Raw genomic sequence first — 17,787 nt, 5'->3', positions numbered from 1 at the left:
GACACGCTATCCGCGGAACGTGACAGGCGCCACCTTAACGGTAGCGACGTGCGGCACGAGCCGCGTGCCGGAGCCGGCGGACGACGGCAACGGCAACGGCGTGCGGACGCACCCGGGTACCGCACCGAGGGGGCGCGCGGCGCGACGTCAACGAGTGAACCCGACCCCCTGCCGAGCGGTCAACGGACCGACGCCCCCGATGACCCTCCACCCAGTACAGCGGCCCGGCGTACGCCGACGTCGCAGCCCGGATCAGTGGGCGTCGAGCACCCGACCGGTCCGACCGAACCCATCGAGGAGAGATCATGAGGAGAACCCTGGGCAGGCGTGGCGCCCTGCGTGCGTTGGCCGGAGTCCTCGTGGCGACGCTGACCGTCGGCGTGGCCGCGTGCGGCGGCGACGAGCCGGGCGGCACCACCGTCGTCGAGGCCGGGCCGAACGGCCTCGACGACGGCAGCGAGCTCACCCTGTGGACCCGCGCGCCGCTGGAGCGGCAGGCGAAGCTGCTCGTCGAGGCCTACAACGCCAGCCACCAGAACAAGGTCAAGCTGACCGTCGTCCCCAACGACGACTACGTCGCGAAGGTCGGCGCGGCGGCCGGCTCCGGCGGCCTGCCGGACCTCTTCGCGGCCGACATCGTGTACGTGCCGAACTGGGTCAAGCAGGCGCTGTTCCAGGACATCAGCGCCAACATCGGCGGCCTCGGCTTCAAGGACTCGATCAACAAGGGGCACCTCGCGGCCGGCACGGTCGATGGCAAGGCGCACGTCCTGCCGTTCGTGCTGGACCTGTCGATGCTGTTCTGGAACAAGCAGCTGTTCCGCGACGCCGGCCTGGACCCGGAGAAGGCCCCGGCGACGCTGGAGGAGTACGCCGCCGCCGCGAAGGCCGTCCAGGCCCTGGGCAGGAAGGACGTCTACGGCACGGCGGCCGGGCTGAACTGCGGCGGTTGCCTGGTCTTCACCTGGTTCCCGTCGATCTGGGCCGCCGGGGGCGAGGTGCTCAGCGCCGACGGCACCGAGGCCAGGCTCGCCGACGACGCCGCCCAGAAGGTCTACGGCACCTGGCGCGACCTGTGGAAGTCCGGTGCCGTGCTGCCCGCGTCGGCCGGCGAGACCGGCCCGACCTGGACCGCCGCGTTCACCGAGGGCAAGGTCGGCCTGATGTTCTACCCGGCGACGCTGCTCTCCTCGACCCCGTTCGACGCCGGCGTCGCCGGCATCCCGGGTCCCGGCGGCGGCGCCTCCACCTTCGTCGGCGGCGACGGCATCGGGGTGTCCAAGGACTCGAAGAAGGCGGCCCAGGCGTGGAACTTCCTGAGCTGGATGATGTCCGAGGCCGCCCAGGTCGAGGTGCTGGCGAAGAACAAGGACGTGGTGGCCCGCGCCGACCTCGCGAAGAACAGGTACGCCGCCGAGGACCCGCGGCTGGTCACTATCAACGAGGTGGCCGGCAAGGGTGACACGCCCGTCGCGCTGAACTTCCAGCAGGCGTTCAACGCGCCGAACAGCCCGTGGCTGACCCTCGTGCGTAACCAGGTGCTCAACGGCGGCGGAGACGCGCAGAGGGACAACGGCGAGATCACCGCCGTGCTCAAGCAGTAGCGGCTACCGCAGGCGTGTGCCGACCGGCGGCTCCCCGGCCGGCGTACGCCTGCGGTCCGCACCTCTTCTCGCGCCGCCCGCCCCTCTCCTCACCGGAAGGTACGTCCCCATGCGACTCACCGCATCGCCCCGCCCGCCCAGCGTGGCGAGGTGGGGCCGCGCCCGCCCCCGCGGGCGGCAGGCCCTGCTCGGCTGGCTCTACGCGACACCGACCGCGGTGTTCGTGATCGCGTTGTTCGCGGTGCCGCTGCTGCTCGTCCTCCGGATGTCGGTGTCGAGGTGGCCGCTGCTCACCGGCGACCAGGGATTCAACGCTCCCGACAACTTCGTCAAGGCGGTCGACCACCGGTTCTTCACCGACTCGGTGGTGTTCACCCTCAAGTACACGGTGCTCGCGACCGTGCTGCTGCTGGTGCTCGGGCTGGGGCTGGCCCTGCTCGTGCAGGAGTCCAGCCGGTGGAACAACCTGCTGCGGGCCTCGTTCCTGATCCCCAGCGCGCTCGGGCTGGCGTCGGCGTCGCTGCTGTTCTACGTGCTCTACTCGCCGTACGCGAGCCCGCTGGCGCCGCTGATGGAGCGACTGGGCTTCACCTTCCTCGGCAGCCCGACCGCGGCGCTGCTGTCGACGACCTTCCTCATCGTGTGGCGCTACGCCGGCTTCTACATGGTGCTCATGCTCGTCGGGCTCCAGGGCATCCCGGCGGAGGTCTACGAGGCCGCCCGCGCCGACGGGGCCAGCCGGTGGCAGACCTTCCGCCGGATCACCCTGCCGCTGCTGCGCCCGACGCTGGCGCTGACCACCGTGCTCTGCGTGACCGGCTCCCTGCTCGCCTTCGAGCAGTTCTACATCCTCACCAAGGGCGGCCCGGACAACAGCACGATCACCGTGGTCCAGCTCATCTACCAGGTGGCGTTCCAGGGACAGAACGACCTCGGGGTGGCGGCGGCGATCTCCGTCATCGTGCTGCTGGCCCTGATCATCATCAACGCCGCACAGCTGCGCGCGTTCCGGTCCGGGGAGAGCTGAGCCGATGACCTCCGTCGACAGTTCCCGCCCGACGACGACCGCCGGCGATGCTCCCGTGACACCGGCCGCGCCGCCGCCCCGCCCGGCGGGGATGGCCATCGCCGGCATCGCGCTGCGCACGCCGTACTGGGTCTTCACGGGGGCGGTCGGGCTGATCTTCCTCGCCCCGCTGCTCTGGACGGCGGTCGCGTCGGTCTCCCCACAGGCCGGCACCAACCAGGTCGACGGCTGGGGCTTCGGCAACTACCAGACGCTGGCCGGCTACCAGGCCGGCGTCTGGCGTTACGTCGCCAACTCGGCGTTCGTCTCGCTGCTCACGGTCGTGCTGACCCTGCTGACGTCCTTCCTGGGCGGCTACGCGTTCGCGCGGTTCCGCTTCCCGGGCAGGAACCTGTTGTTCCTGGCCACGCTCGCCATCCTCATGGTGCCCTACGCGACGCTGCTGATCCCGCTGTACGTGCTGCTCAGCGAGGTCGGGCTACAGAACTCACTGGTCGGGGTGGCCCTGGTGCTCACGATGTTCCAGCTGCCGTTCTCCACCTTCCTGATGCGGATCTCCTTCGAGGCGGTGCCCCGCGAACTCGACGAGGCCGCGCTGGTCGACGGGTGCTCGTCGTTCAGCGCCCTGTGGCGGGTGATGCTGCCGGCGGTGAAGCCGGGCCTGATCACCGTCGGGCTGTTCGCGTTCCTCAACGCCTGGAACGACTTCATGGCGCCGCTGATCCTCATCAACGACACCGAGCGCATGACCCTTCCGCTCGCGGTGTCCAACCTGCGCGGCCAGGTCCAGGGCGTCGTCGACTACGGGGCCACCGAGGCGGGCGTCGTGGTGCTCGCCCTGCCATGCGTCCTGCTGTTCCTGCTGCTCCAACGACACTACGTGCGCGGCTTCATGTCCGGCGCGCTGAAGGGATGAACATGAGCGGGACCGCACCCACGGCCGCACCCGTCCTGCCGGCCCGGGGCCGGCTCCGGCCGCTCGGGCTGGACGCGGTGCGGGTCACGGGCGGCTTCTGGGCCGAGCGTCAGTCGATCAACGCGGCGGCGACCCTCGCGCACATCGAGCACTGGCTCGAGCGGGAGGGGTGGATCCGCAACTTCGACCTCGCCGCCCGGGGGGACGTGTCCGGGCAACGCCGGGGTCGTGAGTTCTCCGACTCGGAGGTCTACAAGCTCCTGGAGGCGATGGCCTGGGAGATCGGCCGCACCGGCGACGCCGACCTGGAGTCGAGGTTCCGCGCCGTGGTGCGCCGGGTGGTGGTGGCGCAGGAGCCCGACGGGTACCTCAACACCAACTTCGGCCGACCGGGGCAGGCGCCCCGCTGGTCGGATCCGGAGTGGGGCCACGAGCTCTACTGCGCCGGTCACCTGATCCAGGCGGCGGTGGCCCGGGCCCGCACCCGGCCCGGCGCGGACGACGGGCTGGTCGGAGCCGCCCGCCGCGTCGCCGACCTCGTGTGCGAGACGTTCGGGCCGGACGGCGTCGACGGCGTCTGCGGCCACCCGGAGATCGAGGTGGCGCTGGTGGAACTCGCCCGGACCACCGGTGAGGAGCGCTACCTCAACCAGGCGGCCCTGTTCGTCGACCGCCGCGGCCACGGCCGGCTGCGTGACGTGGAGTTCGGCCGGGAGTACTTCCAGGACGAGCTGCCGGTCCGGCAGGCGACGGCCCTGCGGGGCCACGCGGTACGGGCGAACTACCTCGCCGCCGGCGCGGTCGACGTCGCCGTCGAGCTGAAGGACGCCAGCCTGCTGGAGGCGATGTGCCACCAGTGGGAGAACACGGTGACCCGTCGCACCTACGTCACCGGCGGGCAGGGCTCCCGGCACCAGGACGAGGCGTTCGGCGAGGACTGGGTGCTGCCGCCGGACCGGGCCTACTCGGAGACGTGCGCGGGGATCGGCTCGGTGATGCTCGCGTGGCGGCTGCTGCTGGCCGAGGGCGACCCCCGCTACGCCGACCTGATCGAGCGGACGCTGTTCAACGTGGTGTCGACCTCTCCGGCGGCGGACGGGCGCAGCTTCTTCTACACGAACACCCTGCACCGCCGCGAGCTGGGCACCCGGCCCGACCCCGACCGGCCCAGCCTGCGGGCGGCGGCCTCGCTGCGGGCCCCCTGGTTCGAGGTCTCCTGCTGCCCCACCAACGTGGCCCGCACCCTGGCCAGCCTGACGGCGTACGTCGCCACGGCCGACGACGCGGGGCTGCACCTGCACCAGTACCTGCCCGGCGCGGTCACCCACCGGCTCGCCGACGGGCGCGACGTAAGCGTGAGCGTCGCGACCGGGTACCCCCACGACGGTCAGATCCGGGTGCACGTCGACGGCGATGCCGACCTGCCGTGGTCACTGTCGCTGCGGGTGCCGGGGTGGGCGACCGCTGGCGCGACGCTGACCGTCGACGGACACACCCGGCCGGTCGGCCCGGGCTACGTCACCGAGCACCGGGCGTGGCGCAGCGGCGACGAGGTCGTGCTGTCCCTGCCGATGGCGCCCCGGTTCAGCTACCCGGACACCCGCATCGACGCCGTCCGGGGCTGCGTCGCGGTGGAGCGCGGTCCGCTGGTGTACGCCCTGGAGTCGGTGGACGTGCCCGGCGGCGGGAGTGTCGACGAGCTCCGCGTCGACACCGGCCACCCGCCCCGCCTGGCCCCCGACGGGCGGGTCACGGTGCGCTGCGTACGGGTGCGCCCGGCGGAGCACGGGTGGCCCTACCGCGGCGACCCGGCCGAGGTGACGCCGGCGGCCGGCGAGCTGCTCGACGACGTGGCGCTGGTGGCGTACCACGCGTGGGCCAACCGGGGCCCCTCGACGATGCGCGTCTGGCTCCCCACCGGCCCCGAGGATCCGGGACCGGCCGGGAACACACGGGGTGTTAACGCTAACAACAACAATGAGGAGACACCATGACCCCTGGACGCGTGCGGAGGGGGCCCCTGTGGGCCGCCCTGTCCGCGCTGGTCGTGGGGACGGTCGCCATACCGTCCCCCGTCCGGGCCGCCAGTCCGGTCCTGCCCGGCAACGAGGGCGACGTCGGCGTCTACACCAACGGCCAGAACCACGCAATGGAGATCGGTGACCCGGTCTACGCCAACGTCGGCGACGTCGCCGACCAGCTCAAGCCCGGCGTGCCGTTCACCGCGGGGAGCATGCACCAGTCGATCTTCGACAAGGACCTCGCCGCCGGCGGAACCGACTACCACCTCGACCGCGTCCTCGGCGTGAGCGGGACGCTCGGCTCGACGGTGCTGATGACCCGGGGCCGCTCCCTGTACATGCGCGGCGCGAGCAACAACAACTTCACCGTCATGGGCTTCGCCGGCAGTGCGTTCGTGGGCGGCCCGAACAACCTCGGCAACCTCTACACCGTGACCGTGCCCGGGCAGACCGTCACCGAGGTCAACGCGAACCGGTTCAACGCGCCGAGCCACGCCCGCAGCCGCTACACGATCGGCACCACCGGCGTCACCGCCGACCTGACCAAGTTCATCACGTACGACAACGTCGCGGTCACCGCGATCAGCCTCACCAACCCCGGCGGCTCGGCGGCCGCCCTCACCGTCCGCGCCGCCTCCCCGCTGGCCACCCAGGCCGGCACGGGCGACGCCACGCTCACCGGCACCCGCACCATCACCAGCGGCGCCAACAACGGACTCGTCGACACTGCCTGGGACACGATCCGCGTCGACCTCACCGGCGCCGGCTTCACCCGCAGCGGGACCAACCTGGACCGTGAGGTCACCGTGCCGGCCGGCGGTACGGTGTCGCTGTCGGTGGTCGGCGCGGTCTCCTCGGCGACGCTGCCCGAGACCGTGGCGAGCTTCCAGGAGTACGCCGAGCTGCCGGCGGTCGCCGCCGTGCGCACCGGCATCACCGAGTTCCACCGCCGCTGGGCCCAGGACATCCCCTACATCGACGTGCCCGACCCGGCACTGGAGAAGGCGATCGTCTACCGCTGGTGGGGCGAGCGCTACAACACCCTCGACGCCAACGCGTCCGGCCACGTCTACCAGTACCCGACGACGATCGAGGGGGTGAACCTATACCAGAACGCCGTCGCGCTGACCCAGCCGATGCACCTGCAGGACACCAAGTGGCTGCGCACCCCGTACCTGCCGTACGGGCAGATCCTCAACATCGGCGAGTTGTCCGGCTCGTCGGCCTTCCTGGACAGCCCGGGGCACACGAGCTGGAACAACCACTATTCGCAGTACCTCGGCACGGCCGGGCTCGAGGCGTACAACGTGCACGGCGGCGGCCGGGAGATCGCCCGCAAGTTCGCCGGCTACTTCGAGGGCGACGGCGTCGGCCAGCTCGAACACTACGACGGCAACAACGACAAGCTGATCGCCTACGACACCAACTACATGCCCGGCAACGACGCCGACGCGATCACCTTCGGCTACCCCAAGGCCAACGCCGGCGCACCCGGGGCGCGCACCATCGAACGTCCCGAGTCGGCGTACGTGTGGGGCGCGCTCGACGCCGCCCGGCAGCTCTACCAGCTCTCCGGCGCGGACCAGGCCAAGGCCGACCAGATGGGCGCCAGGGCCGACGAGGTCCGCGACGCGATCCTGACCCGGCTGTGGAGCCCGGACACCCGGATGTTCCTCGCCGGCACGTCGCACGGGGCCACCAGCGCGGCCAGCGCCAACGGCCGGCCCAACCCGCTGCCCGAGTCGGCGCGCACCCTCATCCCGGCCAAGGAGTCGAACCTCTACGACATCTACGCCGAGAACCTCATCCCCGCCGACCAGTGGCAGAAGTACGTCGACGGGTTCCGCTTCCTGACCTACGGCGACAACTTCCCGATCTTCCCGTTCTACACCGCCAACCAGTACGACCGGGCCGCCTACGGCATCGGTGGCTCCAACAACTTCTCCAACATCAACTTCACCGTGCAGTACCGCGGCGTCCGGTCGGCCCTGCGCCACTACGACCCGGAGCAGAAGTACGTCACCCCGGCGTACGCCAAGCGGCTGCTGGACTGGATGGCCTGGAGCGTCTACCCCAACGCGGACCTGCGGGCACCCAACCAGGCCGAGTACTACTCGAACTGGAACCCCGACACCAAGACCTACAACCGCAACAATCCGAACCACGTCATGCTCGGCAACATGAACTACATCCTCGTCGAGGACATGGCGGGCCTCCAGCCGCGTTCCGACGACAAGATCGAGCTGTGGCCGATCGACTTCGGCTACGACCACTTCATGGTCAACAACCTGCGCTACCACGGCCAGGACGTCACCATCGTCTGGGACCCCGACGGCAGCGAGTACGGCCTGGGTGCCGGCTACAGCCTGTTCATCAACGGCGCGAAGAAGGTCAGCACCGACAAGCTCGGCAAGCTCACCTACGACCCGAAGGCCAACCAGGTGCAGGCCGCAGCGGGCGTGACCGTCACCTTCACCGCCGCCACCGGGGCCGACCTGCCCAGCGCGGTGGACACCCCGATCGCCGACGACCGCGTCGTGTCCTACCTGAAGACGGCCGGCGTCGACCTCACCGAGGACGCGCCGAACCTGGCCAAGGGCGCCCAGCTCGCCTCGTCGTACACCCAGCAGGGCGTGCGGCCCACGCCGTGGCGGCAGTTCCACACCCCCGGCTGGAACAGCACCTCGATGAACTACGCCCCCGGCGCCATCGCCGAGACCGAGCGGCCCGTGTCGCTGGCGGCCGTCACCGACGGCGTCACCGCCAACGAGCCGTACTGGGGCAACTACGGCACCACCGACCGCACCGGCTACGTCGAGCTGGACCTGGGCGCGGCGAAGTCCTTCGACAACGTCAAGGCGTTCTTCGTCAGCGACCGGCAGGCGGGCGGCTACCGCGAGCCCGCCCGCTGGTGGGTCCAGGTGCCCGACGGCAACGGCGGCTGGAAGGAGGTGCCCGGCCAGTTCAAGAACCCGACCGTCCCGTCGGCGAAGTTCAACGAGGCGCTGTTCGGCACCGTCACCGCAGACAAGCTGCGCATCGCGTTCACCAACAACCCGACCTTCTTCACCGCGATCTCCGAGGTCCAGGTGTACGACTCCGGGCGCGAGGTGCCGGAGGTCACCAACCAGGCCCCCGCCGTCACCGCCACCCGCGACGGCTCGGCCGACGGCAACCTGTCCACCCGCCTGGTCGGCACGGCCGCCGACGACGGCGTGCCCTACGACAGCGAGCTGACCTTCGGCTGGGAGACCGTCTCCGCGCCGCAGGGCGCGGGCGTCATCTTCGCCGACCCGAAGGCGCTGGCCACCCGGGTCACCGGCACCGTCGCCGGCGACTACGTGTTCCGGTTCTTCGCCGACGACGGCGCGAAGCGGTCGACGGCCACCGTGGCGGTGACCCTCGCCAAGCGGGACGTCAGCGCCGAGTTCGGCGCCTCGGCGACGATCAGCACCAGCGGCACCGCGTCGTGGGAGAACCACTCCCGGGTCAACGAGGCCACCACCCCCGCCAGCTCGAACCCGGGCGCGGGCAACGGCTGGGGCAACTGGGGACAGACCCAGAACGGCACCAGCACCGAACGGGAGGCGTGGATCCAGTACCGCTGGACCGCGCCGGTGCGGCTGTCGTCGACCGACATCTACTGGTACGACGACAACGGCGGCACCCGCCGCCCCACCGCCACCACGTACGTCGTGGAAAGCTCCACCGACGGCACCACCTGGACGCCGGTGAAGCTCGCCACCGGGTCGGCGTACGCCGACGCGCTGGCCACCGACAAGTACAACCGGCTGGAGTTCGAGCCGATCACCGCCAGCCACCTGCGGATCCGCATCTGGGGCCTGATGGGCGGCGGGGCCGGCACCGGCGTGCTGCGCTGGCGAGCCAACGGCGAGACCGTCGACTCGGTGCGCTCGCCGGTGCTCGTCCGCACCGGCGTGGGTCAGGTCCCGACCCTGCCCGCCACCCTCGACGCGGTCTACGCCAGCGGCGCGCGGGGCACCGTCGCGTTCAACTGGCAGGAGATCACGCCCGCGCAGGTCGCCGAGGCCAACGTGGACCCGTTCGTGGTCTACGGCACCAACGACGCGTACGGCCTGATCGCCGAGGCCCGCGTCTACGTGCGGCCGGAGATGTCCGACGGCGGCATCTCCATCCAGGGCGCCGAGACCTTCGAACAGTCCGTCGACGTGGGCGAACTGCCGTACCTGCCGACCAGGGTGGAGGTCTCCTACAACGACGGCTCCCGGGACAACCAGGCCATCGGGGTCGACTGGGACTTCGACGAGACCATCGTCAGGACGCCCGGTCGTTACACCATCATCGGCGACCTGATCCTGCCCTCGTACGTCAGCGAGGCGGGCGCCACCCGGACCACGTTGACCCTCACCGTGGGTGACCCCGGGCAGACCCCGGCGTGGGACGTCGAGGTGCAGGCCCGCACCCAGTGCACCGGCACCAGGGCGTACGTGGCCGTCACCGCCCGCAACGCCGACGGCGTGCCGCTCGCCATCGAGCTGATCACGCCGTACGGGTCGCGCACGGTGACGAACGTGGCCCCCGGCAAGTCCGCCTACCAGGCGTTCAACAGCCGGGCCACGTCGGTGCCGGCGGGCACCGCGACGGTCAAGGTCACCGGCGCGGTCGACGGCAAGGCCGTCACCGCCGAGATTCCCGCGCCGTACGGCGCGCTCACCTGCGGTTAGCCCTCCCGTGGTGGCGGCGTCGGCAGCGGCGCCGCCACCACCCCTCCCCGAACGAGGAGACAGACACCGTGAGCACCACCGTGGGGCGCGCCGCCGCCCCGCCGTCGCGCCGGCCGGCGGGCCGGTTCCGCCGGGCGGTCGCCGTGGCGGCCGTCGCCGGGCTCGTCGTCGGTGGCCTGGCCGGCCCCGCCCCGGCCCACGCCGCCGAACCCCCGTCGAACACCGTCACCAACACCGTCAACCCGATCCTCGGCGACGGCAGCTACTACTCGGCCGACCCGGCGCCGGTCGTCGTGCCCGCCGGCGCGCCCGGCAACGACACCGGCAGAGACCAGCTCTACATCTACACCGGCCACGACGAGGCCGGGCCGTCCACCAACGACTTCATCATGAACGAGTGGGGGGCGTTCCGGACCACCGACGTCTCCTCGGGGCAGTGGACCCACTTCCCGTCGCTGATGCGCCCCGAGCAGGTCTTCTCCTGGGCCACCCCCGGCCGGGCGTACGCGGGCCAGGTCGTCCGGGGCGTCGACGGCCGCTACTACTGGTACGTCCCGATCCACGAGCGGGACAGCCCCGCGTCCGACAAGTTCGCCATCGGCGTGGCCGTCTCGGACAACCCGACCGGCCCGTGGACCGACCACGCCGGCGGGCCGATCGTCTCCCAGCGGGTGCCGACGGCCAACACCATCCACAACATCGACCCGACGATCCTGATCGACGGCGAGGCCCCCCACCAGCGGGTGTACGTCTGGTGGGGCTCGTTCGGCCAGCTGCGGATGCTCGAGTTCGGCCAGGACATGAAGACGCCGATCGGCACGCCGCGCACCGTCACCGGCCTGACCGGCTTCTTCGAGGGCGCATGGGCGTTCACGCGCAACGGCACCTACTACCTGGCGTACGCCGGCAACAACGCCGGCCCGACCTCGCCGTGCACCCCGGCGAACTACCACGCCTGCCTCGCCTACGGCACGGCGTCGTCGCCGGAGGGGCCGTGGACCTACCGGGGGACCTTCCTGCGGCCGGTCTCCTCCACGACGAGCCACCCGGGCGTCCTGGAGTTCGACGGCAAGTGGTACCTCACGTACCACACCGCCGACGCCGTGGGCGGCGGCCACTTCCGCCGCTCGGTGGCGATCGACCCGGTCGAGTGGGACGACACCCAGACCCCGCCGCGGATCAAGCCCGGCACGCCGACGCCGGCCAAGGGGCGTGACCTCACTCCCCGGCCGAACATCGCCCAGGAGGCCCGGGTCACCGTCTCCAACGACCCGGTGCCCACCCAGTACTGGGTGAAGGCGCTCAACGACGAGATCGTCCGGCCGAACCCGCTGCCGCCGGACATGTGGGGCACCTGGACCGGCAACAACCCGCCCCAGCAGTGGGTGCAGTACACCTGGGACCAGCCGATGCGGATCTCCGGCTCGCAGATCGAGTTCTGGAACGACCAGCCGCAGGGCACCGGCGCGGGCGTCGCCGCGCCCGCCCGCTGGCGCGTCCAGTACTGGAACCTCGGCACCGGGCAGTGGGCCGACGTGCCCAACCCGAGCGGCTACCCGACCGGCACGCAGGGCTTCCAGAACACCACCTTCGACCCGGTCACCACCACCGGAGTCCGGGCCGTGTTCGACGCCTCGACCAACGGCAGCACCTACTCGGCCGTGGCCGTCGAGGAGTGGAAGGTCCTCGCCGCGCAGCCGCCGGACGCGGTCGCCGCGCCGGCGGTGACCGTGGAGGTGGGCGAGACCGACCTGCCGGACACCGTCGCCGTGCCGTTCGGCGCCGAGACCCTGCGGGTGCCGGTCTTCTGGGACCGGGTGACGCCGGAGCAGGTCGCCGCGCCCGGGACGCTCACCGTCGCGGGCACCGTGCTCGGCTACGCGGCGGGCCGGATCTCCGCGACGGTCACCGTCATCTCCCCGGACGACGTCGAGGGCGACGAGACCGCGCCGACGCTGACCCTGACGCCGAGCGGCAGCGCCGGCAGCGCCGACTGGTTCCGGTCCGCGGTGCGGGTGCGGGCCTCCGGCGTCGACGACCGGGGCGGCCGGCTGACCATCTCCACCCGCGTCGACGACGGCGAGCCGGTCGTGGCGACCGACGTACGGTACGTCGACGTCACCGTCACCGGGGACGGCCGGCACACCGCCACCGCCACCGCGACCGACCGCGCCGGCAACGTCTCGGCACCGGCGGAACGCGCCGTACGCATCGACGCCACCGCGCCGGTCAGCACGGCGGCCGTTGGCGGCACCACCCGGGCGGTCACGGTGACCGCGACCGACGCGACCTCCGGGGTCGACCGGATCGAGTACGCCGTCGACACCGGCGCGTGGACCATCTACACGGGTGCCGTCGCGGCCCCCGACGCGAGCCGGCACACCGTGTCGTACCGGGCGCTCGACGTGGCCGGCAACGTGGAGACCGCCAGGACGGTCACCATCCCGGCCGACCTGTCCGGGGGGTTGACCGGCAACATCGGGCCGATCGCCACGCCGACCGCCTCCTACACCGCAGGCTGGAACAGCGTCACCGCGCTCAACGACGACGCCGACCCGGCCGACCCGAGCCAGGCGCAGATCTGGGGCACCTGGTCGGGCACCCGCCCGGCCACCCAGTGGGTCCAGTACGACTGGGCCCGGCCGGTCCGGATCACCGGCACGGAGCTGAAGTTCTGGCGGGACAGCGACCAGGGCACCGGCAACGGCGTCGCCCAGCCCGACGGGTGGGTGCTGCAGTACTGGGACGAGGCCGGCGCGGCGTGGCGGGACGTGACCGGGGCGTCCGCCTACGGCACGAGCACCACCGCCTTCAACACCGTCTCGTTCGATCCCGTGACCACGTCCCGGGTGCGGGCCACGATCCGGGCCAACGGCAACGGCGACACCTACTCCGCGGTCGCCGTCACGGAGTGGCGGGTGATCGCCGACGACGCCGGTGTCGCGCAGTTGCCCGCCACGGTCACCGCGCAGGCCCGCTGCCTCGCCGGCCGGGCGTACGTCGCGGTGCAGGCGCGCAACGACCACGACGTGCCGGTCGACGTCGCCCTGGAGACCGCGTACGGCGAGCGGGCGTACGCCGACGTCGCGCCGGGGGCGAACGCGTACCAGTCGTTCGCCACCCGGACGGCCTCGGTGCCGGCGGGATCGGCGACCGTCCGCGTCAGCGGATCGCTCGACGGCAAGCCCGTCACCACCGTGCTCACCGCGGGCCACGCCGGCATCACCTGCGCCGGCTAGGCCCGCCGCCCCACCTGACGAAGACACCGAACGGAGCATCGAATGAACACATGGAATCGCAAGCGGCTGCTCGCGGCGGGCGCGGTCGGCGCCCTGCTGGTGGTGGCGGCGCAGTCGCCGGCACCGGCCGCGCCGGGTGACGACGCCGACGTGACGGTGACGGTCGACATCGAGGAGATCGACGAGCCGGGGGTGCTCGCCCTGTCGATCGCCGGCGACTCGGTGGCGTTGTCGGAGGACGGCTCGACGCTGCTGGTGCGCCAGTTCGTCGGCAACCTGCCGACGGTGACGGTCACCGACACCCGCACGCCCGACGAGGTGCCCGACAACGCCGCCTGGGCGGTGCTGGGCAGCGCCACCGACTTCGTCGGCGACGCCGGGCAGGCCCCGATCGGCGCCGGTCACCTGGGTTGGAAGCCGCGCCTGGTCGACGGCGACGAATCGGGCCTGGTCAGTGAGGGCGAGGAGGTCGTCACCGTCCTCGACGAGCCGACCCAGCCGGGCAACAACGTGGGCCTGGTGGACCAGGAGCTGCTGGTCTCGGCGTTCGACTCCGCGGCGGTGGCCGGTGACGCGTACTCCGTCGACGCGGAGCTGTTCCTGCGGTCGCCGGCGGACGTGGCCGCCGGTTCCTACACCTCGACGCTGACCCTGTCGCTGTTCGAGTAGCCCCGGGGTGGGGGCCGTGTCGCCACGGCCCCCACCGCAACCCCGCGCCACCCATCCCGCGCCACCCACCGCCGCGCCGATCGCGGGACCCGTGACCGGCGCCACCACGGAAGGACGAACCCGCATGGCCGAACTCGACCGGCTGCCCGTCAGCCGACGCCACGTTCTCCAGGCATCCGCCCTCGGTGTCGCCGCGGCGGCCACCGCGGGCGGGCTCCCGGCGGCAGCGACGGCGGCCGGGCCGACCGCTCCCGGCGCGCTCCCGGCGGATCCCGGCCCTGGCGGCACCGCCCCGGTGCGGCCGTTCCCACTGCGCGACGTGACGCTCGGTGACGGACTGCTCCAGGAGAAGCGCGACCGGACGAAGGACTACCTGCGGCAGTTCGACGAGCGGCGGTTCCTCGTCCTGTTCAACGACCAGGCCGGGCGGCCCAACCCGCCGGGCGTCGCCGTGCCCGGCGGGTGGGAGGACGGTGGGCTGCTCAGCGGCCACTGGGCCGGGCACTTCCTGACGGCCCTGGCGCAGGGGTACGCCGACCACGGCGAGCCGGTCTTCAAGAGCAAGCTCGACTGGATGGTCGACGAGCTGGCCGCGTGTCAGGCCGCGATCACCGCCCGGATGGGTGCCGGCGACCCGGGCGACCCGGAGCCGGGGGAGCCGCCGATCGACCGGGTGCCGGGACGCTTCGGCGCCGGCCTGCGGCTCAACGGCCCCAGCCGGGCGCAGTTCGTGACCCTGCCCCAGGAGGCGATCAGCCAGCTCACCGACTTCACCATCGCCGCATGGGTGAACCTGGCCGGCACGGGAAGCTGGAGCCGGCTGTTCGACTTCGGGCAGAACACGGCGGTCAACATGTTCCTGACCCCGCGCGCCGGGGTCACCGGCAACGTGCCGAGGTTCGCGATCACCGTCGGCGGCAGCGGCGGGGAGCAGCGGATCGACGGCACGGCGGCCCTGCCCACCAACCGGTGGGTGCACCTGGCCGTCACCCTGCACCAGAACACCGGCACCCTGTATGTCGACGGCCAGCAGGCCGGCCGGAACGCGGCCATGACCCTCAGCCCGGCCAGCCTCGGCAACCCCGGCAACCGCTGGATCGGGCGGTCGCAGTACGGCGACCCGTACCTCGACGCCACCGTCGACGAGTTTCAGGTCTTCGACCGGGCGCTCAGCCAGGCGGAGGTGCAGTCGCTGGTGACCTCGGCGGCCGGGAGCACCGGCGGCGGCTCGATCGCCTGGTACCGGTTCGAGGAGGCGGGCGGGTCGACGATCCTCGACTCCTCGCCGAACGGGCGCGACGGGGGCGTCGTGGCGGCGCAGAGCGGCCCAGGGACCCTCTGGATCCCCACCCATCCGGGCTACCTGGGCGCGATCCCCGAGGACGCGGTGCTGCGGCTCGGGCCGCCGAGGTGGGCCGTCTACGGCAGCAACGCGGACACCAACACCTGGGCCCCGTGGTACACCCAGCACAAGATCATGCGGGGCCTGCTCGACGCCTACTACCACACCGACAACCGCAAGGCCCTCGACGTCGTGGTGCGGATGGCCGAGTGGGCGCACCTCGCGCTCACCGTCGGCGACAAGAGGCATCCTGACTACACCGGCCCGATCACCCGGGACAACCTCAACTACATGTGGGACCTCTACATCGCCGGCGAGACCGGGGGCGCCAACGAGGTGTTCCCCGAGATCTACGCGCTCACCGGCGACGCGCGGCACCTCGCCACGGCCAAGCTCTTCGACAACCGGGAGTCGCTCTTCGGCGCCTGCGTCGCCAACCGCGACATCCTCGTCACCACCGCGCAGACCAACCCCGGCCGCCGCCGGCCGGACCGGCTGCACGCCAACTCGCACGTGCCGCAGTTCGTCGGCTACCTGCGCGTCTACGAGCACAGCGGGGAGGCCGAGTACTTCCAGGCCGCGAAGAACTTCTACGGCATGGTGGTGCCGCACCGCACGTACGCCCACGGGGGAACCGGCGGCAACTATCCCGGGTCCAACAACAACACCGAGCTGTTCCAGAACCGGGGCAACATCGCCAACTCGATCGCCCAGGGCGGCGCGGAGACCTGCACGACGTACAACCTGATCAAGCTGGCCCGTAACCTGTTCCTGCACGAGCAGGACCCGGCGTACCTGGACTACTACGAGCGGGGCCTGCTCAACCAGATCCTCGGCTCGCGGGCCGACACCACGAGCGTCGCCGACCCCCAGGTGACCTACTTCCAGCCGCTCACCCCGGGGACGGTGCGCAGCTACGGCAACACGGGCACCTGCTGCGGCGGGACCGGGGTCGAGAACCACACCAAGTACCAGGAGACCATCTACTTCAAGTCGGCCGACGGCGGCACGCTCTGGGTCAACCTGTACGCCCCGTCCACCCTGGACTGGGCGGAGAAGGGCTTCGTCGTCACCCAGTCCACGGCCTACCCGCGCGAGGACCGCAGCACGCTGGTCGTCGACGGCAGCGGCCCGCTGGAGCTGAAGCTGCGGGTGCCGGGTTGGGCGCGCAGGGGCTTCTCCGTCGTGGTCAACGGCGAGGCCCAGCAGGTCGACGCCCGGCCCGGCAGCTACCTGACCGTGAGCCGCAGCTGGCAGCCGGGGGACCGGGTCGAGATCCGCATGCCGTTCAGCATCCGGATCGAGCGGGCGCTGGACCGCCCCGACACCCAGGCGATCTTCTGGGGGCCGCTGCTGCTGCAGATCCTCGGCAACCCGGGGCAGGGCAACTACCGGGAGTTGTCCCTGTACCGCCACCTCAAGCGCGATGGCGACTACAGCCGGGCGGCGATCACCCCCGCCGGTGCCACGGCGGCGGGCGACCCGCTCTTCACCGCCCAGGGGTTCCCGCTCCGGCCGTACCACATCGCCGACAACCAGCCCGCCTCGTCGTACTTCCGGCGGGTGGAGCCGACGGTCGTGTTCGGGTCGATCGACACCGGGGTGCCCAACCGTAGGCGCGACGACAACCTGCCGAACTACGACATCCCGGTCACCGGCGTCGTGTCCCCGGGCGACGACGGCCCCACCTTCCTCGACCTGCTCTGGGACGAGGCGCCCTTCGCCGACCACGCCCGGTTCGTCGCGGCGGTCGCCCGGATCGCCCAGGCGTTCGTCGCGGCGGGCCTGTTCACCGAGGCGGAGCGCGCGCTCGTCGTCGCGCGCGCCGACCAGGCGGACCGGGAACTCGAACCGGCCCCCGCGTGGGACGTCGAGGTCGAGACCCGGACCCGGTGCGCCGGCGGCAGCGGCTACCTCTCGGTCAGCGCCCGCAACGCCGACCGGGTGCCGCTCACCATCGAGTTGATCACCCCGTACGGCTCGCGGACGGTCACCGGCGTGGCCCCCGGCGTCACCGCCTACCAGACGTTCAAGGCCCGCGCCGCGTCGGTGGCGGCCGACACCGCGCTCGTCCGGGTCACCGGGACGGTCGAGGGCAGGCCGGTGACCATGCACGTCGCGGCCCCGTACGGCGCGACCAGCTGCGGCTAGGCCGGGCGGGGGGGGGGGGGGGCCCCCCCCCCCCCCCCCCCCCCCCCCCGGGGGGGCCCGGGGGGGTTTAAAAAAAAAAAAACCCCCCCCAAAAAAAAAAAAAAAGGGAGGG

8 protein-coding genes are annotated in these 17,787 nt (G+C 71.9%); all 8 read left to right on the top strand.

Translation table 11 applies throughout. From position 1 onward, the window contains the following. Positions 1 to 305: 305 nt before the first annotated feature. The 8 genes from ACFT41_RS14265 (at position 306) to ACFT41_RS14230 (ending at position 17,675) form a co-directional block, all read left to right on the top strand. Complete coding sequence (locus ACFT41_RS14265; RefSeq protein WP_377585417.1) at positions 306 to 1,604, top strand: ABC transporter substrate-binding protein; 1,299 nt, start codon at positions 306 to 308, stop codon at positions 1,602 to 1,604. Between the two features lie 109 nt (positions 1,605 to 1,713). Beyond that, a complete protein-coding gene (locus ACFT41_RS14260; protein ID WP_377585415.1) occupies positions 1,714 to 2,631 on the top strand; it encodes a carbohydrate ABC transporter permease in 918 nt (305 codons plus the stop codon). Between the two features lie 4 nt (positions 2,632 to 2,635). Next, positions 2,636 to 3,547, top strand: coding sequence for a carbohydrate ABC transporter permease (locus ACFT41_RS14255; RefSeq protein WP_377585412.1), 912 nt, complete (start codon positions 2,636 to 2,638; stop codon positions 3,545 to 3,547). Positions 3,548 to 3,549: 2 nt separating this feature from the next. Continuing rightward, positions 3,550 to 5,541 (top strand): glycoside hydrolase family 127 protein, encoded by a 1,992-nt coding sequence (locus tag ACFT41_RS14250; RefSeq protein ID WP_377585409.1) that lies wholly within the window; start codon positions 3,550 to 3,552, stop codon positions 5,539 to 5,541. Further along, on the top strand, positions 5,538 to 10,274 hold the full coding sequence (locus ACFT41_RS14245; RefSeq protein ID WP_377585406.1) for a discoidin domain-containing protein: 4,737 nt from the start codon (positions 5,538 to 5,540) through the stop codon (positions 10,272 to 10,274). The genes ACFT41_RS14250 and ACFT41_RS14245 overlap by 4 nt, the downstream gene beginning before the upstream one ends. A 68-nt stretch (positions 10,275 to 10,342) precedes the next feature. Beyond that, complete coding sequence (locus ACFT41_RS14240) at positions 10,343 to 13,513, top strand: family 43 glycosylhydrolase (protein WP_377585403.1); 3,171 nt, start codon at positions 10,343 to 10,345, stop codon at positions 13,511 to 13,513. Between the two features lie 42 nt (positions 13,514 to 13,555). Further along, positions 13,556 to 14,182 carry a hypothetical protein gene (locus tag ACFT41_RS14235; protein ID WP_377585400.1) on the top strand — a complete coding sequence of 209 codons (627 nt, stop codon included), beginning with the start codon at positions 13,556 to 13,558 and terminating at the stop codon, positions 14,180 to 14,182. A gap of 124 nt (positions 14,183 to 14,306) precedes the next feature. Continuing rightward, positions 14,307 to 17,675 (top strand): beta-L-arabinofuranosidase domain-containing protein, encoded by a 3,369-nt coding sequence (locus ACFT41_RS14230; protein WP_377585398.1) that lies wholly within the window; start codon positions 14,307 to 14,309, stop codon positions 17,673 to 17,675. The last annotated feature ends 112 nt before the right edge of the window (positions 17,676 to 17,787 follow it).

The organism is Micromonospora sp. NPDC057141 (assembly GCF_042670805.1).
Taxonomy (GTDB): domain Bacteria; phylum Actinomycetota; class Actinomycetes; order Mycobacteriales; family Micromonosporaceae; genus Micromonospora.
This window is presented reverse-complemented; position numbering and strand designations above follow the sequence as displayed.